Source organism: Legionella anisa, assembly GCF_001467525.1.
Lineage (GTDB): Bacteria > Pseudomonadota > Gammaproteobacteria > Legionellales > Legionellaceae > Legionella > Legionella anisa.
The window spans coordinates 1-9,947 of sequence record NZ_LNXS01000015.1 but is presented as its reverse complement, the minus strand read 5'-3'; the positions used below and the strand labels follow the sequence as shown (position 1 = coordinate 9,947).

Sequence of the window (9,947 nt, the reverse complement as noted above, 5' to 3'; positions counted from 1 at the left end):
AACATTGTGGAGAGGATGGAAAAGATTAGTCGACCTTGCGGAAGGTTGGAATCTTGCTCTTTCTTAGTTATGGGTAATAGTAAGGGAGTAAACGGAACAGGCTTTTCTTTTTCTAAAGAATCAGCTGTTCTTTTTTGGCTAAGATAAGGACAAGTGGATGAATAAGCTAGATTTATGCCGGGATGTTTTTTTATGCTGGAAGTAGGGACAGATGGCAAACTTGGCTCTTCGACAACCACCTTTGCCTTGGGCTCGATAATTACCGGTTCTGAATTTCCTACACTGGCCTTTATGGAGCCGATATAAAAGCTTTTCAACCATCCATCTGCAGTAGGAGAATGTCCCTGATGTACAATTCGATACATCTCCGTCATATCTCTATCGACAAGTGCTTTGGAAAGAAAGATGCCTGCTCCTGCTTTATGGATATCGAGAAATCCAGTGATGTCATAAACTTTCCCATCAACAGTTACCCAGCAACTTTCCTTTGTATTGTGTTTATTAATTTCTTCGAGAGTGAATTCTCTTTTCGAAACAGAAGCTTCAGTATTTCTGGAATTGTCAATATCTGAGAAGCTAAACGCTTCATATGCCAATTGAGTGTTCCCAATCATTCTTGAAAATCTCTCTTCGCCTAATGCTTTCTTAAAAGCACCCAAGAGTCCTTGAGTAAATGGTATGCTTCCGCAGACATAAGCGCAAAATTCTTCTTGTTTAAAACTATCAATAACAGTATCAATGGCTCTAAGTTTGTCTTGAGGTAAATCACCATTATCAATTTTATTTTTTGTCAACCACTCAGTGCGTTTGTTTTTTCCAGTATAAATAACACAACACTGGAAATGGGGTAGGTGTTGCGTGTTTTGCTTTAATTGTGTTTCCAGCCAATCTTCTTTTTCTGAACGTGTTAAATAAACAAGGCATACTTGATTCGTAAATCCACTTTTATCCAACTCAGACAAGAAGTGAGTAAAAGGCGCAATTCCATTACCACCAGCAAATAATAAAATAGGTTTATTTTTGTCCTTGGGCAAGGTAAAACTTAACGGAGGTAATATATGACAAATCACCTCTTGGCCCAAATTTTCTTCATTAGTTAAAAAATAAGACCCTGAGCCGATTGCTCCACTTTCATAAACTTGTCTTTTCACTAATAAGTTAACCGTGCCTTTTTCTGCGTCCACAGAGTTAACAGAATAGGCTCTGTCCGGTGCTGGTAAAAAATTTTTCTCTACATGTATTTGCTCGCCTTTTTTGAGTGAACGAACAAGATGATCTAAGTCTACATACAAAAGTAATTCTTTTAATGTAAATTTAGTTTTTCCTGTGGTTTCAGGCCACTTGCCAAGAGCTTCTCTCCATAGTTCATTACTGTGAATATCTACTACTGCATTCAGATCTATGCTTCGATGCAAAGTGGTTAATAAGATTTCGAATTCAGTTAAATGTTTTGTAGAATTTTTAATAGGAATATAAATGCAAGCCCCAGGCTGAATACGTGCAATAATACTTCGTGCATTGCCCTGTTTACCATCACAAAGTTTAAGCGCAACACTAAAACTTCCACTCTCTTTGCTTCCTTCGGTGGATATTTTTTCTTGACCGGCAATTTGAAAACGAATAACTTTTTCAAGTTCTGCATTTTTTCTTTCTTTTCTTGCCTCTTCGATTTCCTCGCCGAGCTTCGCATCTAATTTTCTACCGCTTTGGTTTACATTAGATTCAGAAGTTACAACGATACCGCTCATAGCAACTTCTTTATGTATTCCCAAAAAACCATGTTTTCCAGCATATGCCTCTGATATTTGTTGGAGCTTTATTTTTAAGGACGTATCTGAACATCGTTGAATAAAATCTTTAATGTTCGCATCTCTTACATATTTTATAAAACGTCTATGATTTTCTGGCAATGAGGTTTCTGATGTCTGCATTGCTTTTCCTAGACGAGACTCATGTTTATCTCTACCTATAAATGCATCCAGTACATTAAAAAGACTAACATCCGAGCCTAATTGAGCAACTTCTTCCGGATAACATGGTCTAACCGCTTTCATAACAGTGTCGCCCCATGTCTTAAGATCGATATAACTTTTGCCAGAACCGTGATGAAAATTATAAAATTCTAAAAATGTGTTAGAGAAACCTTGGACAGAATTCAAAATAATGTCTAATTGTTTTGACAGCAAAGACATATCATTTATTTCAATAGCCTTGACTGCATTGTCTACCGCGGAAATCACCGGAGCAATATGTGCTTCAAATACTACCACCCCAAGATTAGTTACTATTTCTTCTCTATTGTCAAAAAGGGGCACTAACTGCTCTAGTTTTTCTAAATCTTTTAAGTTTTCCAGGCTATGTTGTTCTTCTGGATTTTTATAGCGCCAATTGCAATAGGTCGTGTCGCTGCTTGTAAGAATTGGGAACTTAGGCGAATGATTCATTCTTTCAGCCAATTTTTGCCAAAGTATAAACAAATTAGAACATTCAATATTAAAATGTGGCGAAGTTTTTCCAAGGGCATTTAAAATATAACCATAGGCATGCCCAAGCTTTCCGACGATTAATTTTGCTCTTGCTAATTCACTATCAGTTAAGTTGTTAATCTCTTCGAGCAATAAGGGAATATTTAATTCGTCATTTAATTGTTTGAATGATTTAATATTTTTTTCTTTAACCCAGGTTTTTAAATTTTTTGCTGCATTGTCCAATGCCGAAAATTTAGCAGGCAAAGCTGATGCAGGAACCACTGAGGGTAATAATCCAAACTCTGGCGTAACAAAACCTTTAGTAAAGTCACTCCTGGCGCTTAATTGTTTTAATATACCCCTCGTATCTTTGCTAGACGTATCTTTACTAAACATATAAATTTTCTCAGCATCTGTTAGTTTGGCGAAGAAATATACTGTATTTTCGATATATATTCAAATGTCGTTATTATTGGTCACTTATTTGATTATTTGGGTTAAGAGTTATATTCGTGTTCATGTTAATCGATCCTTCATTGTCAGTAAGGGTTTATGGGGATCCAGATGCGGGCTAAATATAGTTTTTAGATGAACGTGGTGATGCAAACTCTTATTAGAATACTCAATTAATAAAAGCTTAATAAACTACTGGTAATATTTTTACTAATTGATAAATTTATATGTAGAAAGAGCTATTTTGAACTTTATTTGCTCATGTCATTTCCTGTTTTATTCTTAAAAAGAATTTTGAACCAGTCCAAAGTTTAGTAGAAACCAAAATTAAAATGGCGCGTTATAATTTGGGCAAAAGCATGGCCAGTAGATTTGTTTCTCATGCATATCATTATTACCCTGAAGATTTTCATCAAGTCAATTTTGATGATTTGACACAAAAATATGACCCACTCATAGCAGGGATTTATTATGAACATAGCGTATATCACTCGAATGACAATTCACTACAAGTACCAATTAAGGATTTAGAAAATATTCATTTTCAAGATCCTGAACAGAGTATCTTGCTAAGAAAATATTATGCTTCCTATTTATATTTTTCTATTTATAGTGATATAGGGCTGTCATTTCTTAAGGAAGATGAGGAGAAACTCCAAAAGACAGTAGATATGGCACTAGATAGTCCTGAAATACAAAAAGTTTTTTTAGAGCTATGCAGTGATACTGATTTTATAAAAAAAGATGGTTTTTTACATATGATGGAACATTTATATATCTGTTGTCCTTACTTAATACCTAAAGATATTTATGAAGAGAAAGACTTTCTTGAATTTAAAGAAAAAGCATATCAAAAACTAGAAGAATCTATTAACACCTTAGAAAATGTAGTGAAACACGATCACTACAAATTTAGCTTTGCTGGAGTTAACAGGATGTTGATTCTAATAAATACACTAAATGATCATATTATTTTCACAAATAGGATCAGTTGGATTGAATACAGACGCGAACTTCTCTATCACCAACTCTAAATCACGATAAACCATAAACGAAGCATGAGGTGTGGGTACAGGATGATGATAAATCTGTGACATGATAGAAAAGTTGCTTTTCATGTTTAAATTTGAGACCTTATGTTTGGAGTACGCAAAGCTGTTATTAACATTACTTATTCACGACGAACTAGGGTCTGTTTACATTTCGCTAGATTGAGTCAAAATGGCTTGAGTTTCGAATACCGAAGCGCATCATACACAAAGTATGTGAGCATCGGAACACAGAAAATCAAGCCATTTTGGCCAAGATAGTAAAAATGTAAACAGACCCTAGTATAACTTTGAGGAATGTGTATGTTGTTTCGCATGATAGTTGAAAAGAAACACCGTTACGAAGCGCTTTTACTCTCATTAATTGGATTTATATTTGCAACTCCCATGCTACCTGGCGGACGTATAGGTGATGTTCTATTTGGCGGTTTATTCTTGCTGGTTATTTTTTTGGTTTCTTTTAGTCTGACAACTCATTTAACCGCTCGTTGGAGTTTGTTTTTTCTTGGAATTTTATCACTTATTTTTGGAGCTTTAGTCCATTATGGCGTAATTTTTGCCATCTTGAGTCGAGTGACGATGTTTCTATTTTTTTGTACTGCGATTGGGGTATTGGGTCATGATATCTTTAATAAAACGAGTCCACGTGTTGATCATCTTTATGGGGCCATCATTATTTATTTTCTGATTGGTATTACCTATGCTTTAGCGTATCAATTTTTTCAACTTATTAATCCTCAAGAGCTCATCATTTCTGGCACCGGATTACCCGTAACAAAACCTTTTGATTTATATTACTTTAGTTTTATTACGCTAGGCACAGTAGGGTATGGAGATATTATCGCACACGGTCAATTTGCAAAAATTATAAGTATGCTAGAAAGTATGACCGGCTTATTTTACCTTGCAATAATGGTAGCCAGTTTGGTTGGGGTTTTTCAATCTGAGAAAAAGTGATTTTCTACATGTACATCCAAATTCCTTCAAAATCCTGGGATAGATTAACACATTGCTAGGGTCTGGTTACAATTCTACTTTCTTGGCCAAAATGCTGCGATTTTATGCGATCCGATACTCACATACTTCGTGTATGCTCCGTTTCGGTGCTCTAAAATCACAGCATTTTGGCTCAAGATAGCGAATTGTAAACAGACCCTAGTAAACAAAATAAAGTGCGATTGCAATAATGCTGTAAACCCCAAGTAATTGTACTCCTTTGTACCATGTGGAAACGCCTGTCGAAATGATTTGAGTTAATATAAAAGTGCTTAAAACAATCAATAGCATTTCACCGTTGGAAAAAATAAGGTCCATAGGATATGCAGGAAAAAATCCGCTTAATAAAACCAAGAGAGGCACAATAAATAAAGCAATTTGCGTACTGCTGCCAATAGCAATATTAATACTAACATCCATTTTATTCTTTAAAGCCATGATTACTGCTGTGCTATGTTCAGCGGCATTACCTACCATAGCAACAATAATAATACCGACAAAAGCTGTAGAAATCCCTAGAGCTTTTGTAGCATGCTCAACATGATGCACCAAAATTTCACTCATAAAAGCGATAAGAACTGCAGCAATAAATAACATAAAAACAGCTAATGACACGCTCCACTTTTCAGTTTTAAGCTGCTTATCATCGTCCGTATTTTCATCTGCAATCAAATTGCGGTGAGTAAAGAGTGAAAAATATAGAAATGATACATATATAATCAATAAGGCTGTTGAAATGGAGTAACTAAGCAATTGATTATATTGCATATTTTCAGTTCCGGCTGAAAATTTTAAGTACGCTGCCGGAATAATAAGTGAGACTACTGAGATAGAAAGACCCGTCGACAGTGACTCAGCGCCCAATTGATTAAAGCGCTGTGTTTTGTTTTTTATCCCCCCTATGAAAAAGGAGAAACCAAGAACCAACAGTATATTCCCAATAATAGAGCCGGTAATTGTTGCTTTTACCAAAGCAACTTTGCCCGAATAGAGTGCCACAAGAGCAATAATGAATTCTGTAGCATTACCAAAAGTAGCATTTAAAAATCCACCAATTACATCGCCTGATCTAGAAGCAATATGATTAGTAGCCTCGGATAACAATGCCGCAAGCGGCACAATAGCAATACAAGCAGAGAAAAAAATAATAATTGCTTTCTCTGGGTAAAAGTAATCGAAGGCGACAGTAATTAATATAGAGGGTAACAACCAATACAAATTTGGTTTACTTAAACTCACTTTAGCCTCTCCCTGCTATTTCTTGTATTTTATGGTTTTCTAGGGTATTTCAATTAAAATAGGGTCTGCTTATTCCTACTATCTTAGCCAAGCTAGCTACGAAATGTAAACAGATCTTAGCCCTAGACAATTATTATTCGGAAGAAAAGCTTGGTCCGTGAATGCAGCACCTTATTTCTCACCGAGATGATTTAATAATTCCTGAGCAGCTCTATCGCCACTCAAATAAGCGCCATATACTGTTGATGGATAAATAAAGGTATTCTATATGATTCGCTATAAGTTTTTGCCAAGGGGCTGTCGCGTTTTTATAGGCAAATCGCCATTACTTTCCGCTACTCTCCAAGTCTTGTTATTTACAATTCACATAATACTGCACTCATTGGAATTCATTTTATTCTATTATTAACTCTGCAATCAAATCAGTTGGGGGCTTATTTCTCAGGGTTTAGCAATAATACAAGCCAATATTAAATTTGGAAATCCAGACATATTTCGAGGAAAAAAAGGATTAATCACGTATATATCGTCGCATTGGTTGAATTTGCTATTCTATTTTCATTTGATAATTTTTATCTTATTCGAGGGGTGTTTATAAGAAAAAGATATTTGAAGTATTGATTAAATGCTGGGCTTAACAGCCTAGCCTACGCTTGCTTGTGAGTTATATGAAATAAAAAAGGAAGCTGGATCTTTGGGAGGTCCGGCACAGATTGCTGCGTCGCCTGTGAGCGGTGGTCTAACTATGTAATATAGTGCGATAAGAATAAATGCCAATATAATCCCGTTTGACGAAGTGTTCAGCAACTACTACATTTAGCAGGATAGTACGTGTTTTATGAACTCTATAAACTTATTGGCTTAGTAATATGATTTAAGGGAACTGCTCTGGGGGCAATTTTAATAAGGTAAAGAAATGGATACTCTTGAAATATTGAAATCTTCAGAACTATTTTCAAACCTAAGTGATACTCAATTGTTACAATTAGTAAGCCTTTGTCATCAAAAACATTTTGAGAATGGTGACTTTCTTATTAACGAAGGTGATTCCCCTGGCCCCTGTTTTCTAATTGTTTCTGGTCGAGTTCAAGTGTACCGTGAGCGGGGTTATGATAGGAAATGGCAACTTGCCGAATTAGGTCCAGGAGCAATTCTTGGTGAACTTGCAATTATTGACGGTTTACCTCGATCCGCCAGTATCGTTGCTTTGGAAGATACAGAAGCTTTGGCTATCGAGGAGGAGGACTTTAAAAAAATGATGGAGGATAATCCTCTAATCGCATTAAACTTACTTCCTCATATTGCAAAAACTCTCAGAAAAACTCAGGATGAACTTTATTTGACAACTTTTGTATTAAAATAAAATACCCTTTTAGGTGCTTGTGTTATTTAGCTAGCTGGAAATGTACGGTGAATTACTAAATATATAAGTCATAAGTTATAACAAAGGAAAGGGTAGATCGACTCTCAAATCTGAAGTAACAATCAGACAAAATTATTATTTAAATTACAAACCTTCATAGTTAATTAAGAAATCAATAAGATCTTTTTTATTACAATTACAATAGAACCTAAATAGTTATGATGATATATGGTCACCCAAGAGCAGGCTAGAAATTTATTAATAAAATAGGACGATAGGCTTAGCGAAATTAAGAATATTATAGCAAATAGTACTGGTGTCGGAGCCCGTACTGGTGTCGGAGCCCGTACTGGTGTTGAATGACCAAGCTTACTCGCTGTTCACTAAGAACAGCATTATTTTCAATTGATATCAGAAAGCTACGCTACTTGATTACAAGGTTATATGTCTGCCTCCCGTTACATTCAAAAATTGGGCCTAGATTGTACTTCCTTGTCCTCTGATGCAACTCTAGCTTCAAATTTTTTTACCTCTTCTGGATAAGCTTTTGCAAAATCTTCGGCATTATGATAAGTCCCAAGCTTAGCTCCATCTTTGTAAACCTGTACTGGAGGGTGAATCTTCTTACTTCACAATCCAAACTTAAGAAAAGAAACAACACAAAGAGGTAAGGCGATAGTTCCTATTCTAGATTAATTTAAAAAATTATGAGGCAGTATGGGCTGCCTCAAAAAGAAACGCGACAAAACAAGCTAAGCATTAAAAAGCGCGAGCACATCGTACTGTTAAATTGCTGTTTTTGTTAAAAACAGTGTTGTTATGGACGCCCAAGGGGAAACCTAAAAACCAGGCAAAGGTGGTATCGAACTGAGAGGAACTCCAGTACCAAAACGAAAAATTCCCAAAGTTGCAGGGAAATGCATTATTAGAACATAACGCGTTATGCACTGCAGACCATTCATTTATCGCAGGAAGATACCACTCTGGGCTGATATCCTGACATTTTTGCGCTGCGCAGTTGGCTGTATCCCCTGAGCAAGCTGGATCACTCACTATGACAGCCGTATTTGCCACCCCATCATCCAGGCTTGTTGCTCCAGCAATATCTGAAAATAGGCTAGTCCATTGACTATTAATCTGTTGTGCCGAATCAATAATCACCTTGCCATTGCCGTTACTCTCTTGGAAAACCAATCCACCCAGATGGAAAAAAGCAATCAAAGATTGCGGGCTATTGGCGGTATTGCTGCCACTGACAGTAATCATGCAGGGAGCATAGGGCGTATTGGATGTTAGCTCCAGAAGACAACTCGCTCCAGGGGCTAAGCTAGAACAAGCGCTGTCATCTACAGATAAATTTGGGCAGTCTGCTTTATTACTGACTGTAATTGCCTGTGCATTGACGGGACTGCCCGCATTATTGGTGATTTCTAAAGACAAGGGTGTCATTCCAAATACGGTAACTACCCTGCTTTGCTGTACCGGATTGGTGATACTAATCTGAGGCTGGTTCGTCACAGTCACAGTAATATTCACGGTATTTGTATTTGTACCATTGATGGCTATATTTGTAGGACCTACTGGTACAGGAGCCGTAAAACTTATAATACAGCTTGCGCCAATTGCGAGGCTTGTACCGCAGGTTGTGCTTTGCACACTGATATTGCTTCCTGAAGGAATCGAGGCGCTCACATTGTATGCGGGTTCTGGCGACGTTACACTATTGGTTATAGTCACTAAACCAATTTTTCCCGTGAACAAATTTAAGGAGGTTGGATTCACCGTAATCACAGCGCCCGCAGCAGGACCACGAGTAATATTTAAACTGTTGGTCACATTAGGTTGGTAGCATTGGTTTGGATTTGGGCTACCATCTGGGTTGGATTGACATAGTGCAGGCCCACCATGAACCCCATTCTTCGGTAGCGCACTACCGGTTATGGCAAGAATTAAGGACAGCTACTGCCTATCTTTCCTTTGGGCGTCAGTGTGCAGGTTGTGGTTTGAATGATACCAGGAATAGGCTGAATTATGAGTCTTTTAGATTTGCTGGATTGGTTTTGAACCATATAATTTACTGTTGCTGTACCATTTTCCGGGACAATTTGGGTTGGATTACTTCCGGGTGCTGGAAAGATGGTCCAAAGAGGCGCTCCCGCATGTGCTGCTGTGCTGATTAGAAGAGAAAACAAAACAATCAGTTTTTTGTTCATTAAAGTGTTTTTCTTGCAATTTCTTTGCATGTCTCTATCCTTAAGCCACGAAAATGGGATTCAAACAATCAAAAGTAAATAATGGGCTCTACCCCAAAAAAGGGGGCACTTTAATCAAGTTAGTCTAGACTAACTAATTGATTTCGCGATCAAATTGGAGATTAAA

The 9,947-nt window shown here is 36.8% G+C and carries 6 protein-coding genes and 1 pseudogene; 3 read left to right on the top strand and 4 right to left on the bottom strand.

The window, feature by feature from the left end; all coding sequences use genetic code 11:
* Positions 1-350: 350 nt before the first annotated feature.
* A pseudogene (locus tag Lani_RS04005) lies at positions 351-2,864 on the bottom strand (cytochrome b5 domain-containing protein); the annotation flags it as partial.
* A gap of 389 nt (positions 2,865-3,253) precedes the next feature.
* Here Lani_RS04005 and Lani_RS04000 point away from each other — a divergent pair.
* Positions 3,254-3,955: a hypothetical protein gene (locus Lani_RS04000; RefSeq protein WP_019231963.1), complete on the top strand. Its 702-nt coding sequence runs from the start codon at positions 3,254-3,256 to the stop codon at positions 3,953-3,955.
* Positions 3,956-4,273: 318 nt separating this feature from the next.
* Positions 4,274-4,927: a potassium channel family protein gene (locus Lani_RS03995; RefSeq protein ID WP_019231964.1), complete on the top strand. Its 654-nt coding sequence runs from the start codon at positions 4,274-4,276 to the stop codon at positions 4,925-4,927.
* Positions 4,928-5,125: 198 nt separating this feature from the next.
* On the opposite strand, the gene cax is transcribed toward Lani_RS03995, so the two are convergent.
* Entirely contained in the window at positions 5,126-6,205 is a 1,080-nt protein-coding gene (cax, locus tag Lani_RS03990) for a calcium/proton exchanger (protein WP_019231965.1), read from the bottom strand.
* Positions 6,206-7,121: 916 nt separating this feature from the next.
* Between cax and Lani_RS03985 the strand changes: the two genes are divergently transcribed.
* Positions 7,122-7,568, top strand: a complete 447-nt coding sequence (locus Lani_RS03985) for a cyclic nucleotide-binding domain-containing protein (protein ID WP_019231966.1) — start codon at positions 7,122-7,124, stop codon at positions 7,566-7,568.
* Positions 7,569-8,327: 759 nt separating this feature from the next.
* Here the strand turns inward: Lani_RS03985 and Lani_RS03980 are convergent.
* Together Lani_RS03980 and Lani_RS03975 are read right to left on the bottom strand one after the other, a co-directional pair.
* A complete protein-coding gene (locus tag Lani_RS03980) occupies positions 8,328-9,404 on the bottom strand; it encodes an Lcl C-terminal domain-containing protein (protein ID WP_019231967.1) in 1,077 nt (358 codons plus the stop codon).
* 113 nt (positions 9,405-9,517) lie between these two features.
* On the bottom strand, positions 9,518-9,811 hold the full coding sequence (locus Lani_RS03975) for a hypothetical protein (RefSeq protein ID WP_019231968.1): 294 nt from the start codon (positions 9,809-9,811) through the stop codon (positions 9,518-9,520).
* Between the last annotated feature and the right edge of the window lie 136 nt (positions 9,812-9,947).

What these genes read in the sequence shown, in the direction of transcription:
- Lani_RS03985 (WP_019231966.1), top strand. Translation starts at nt 7,122, where the DNA reads ATGGATACTCTTGAAATATTGAAATCTTCAGAACTATTTTCAAACCTA.
- Lani_RS03995 (WP_019231964.1), top strand. Translation starts at nt 4,274, where the DNA reads ATGTTGTTTCGCATGATAGTTGAAAAGAAACACCGTTACGAAGCGCTT.
- Lani_RS04000 (WP_019231963.1), top strand. Translation starts at nt 3,254, where the DNA reads ATGGCGCGTTATAATTTGGGCAAAAGCATGGCCAGTAGATTTGTTTCT.
- Lani_RS03975 (WP_019231968.1), bottom strand. Translation starts at nt 9,811, where the DNA reads ATGCAAAGAAATTGCAAGAAAAACACTTTAATGAACAAAAAACTGATT.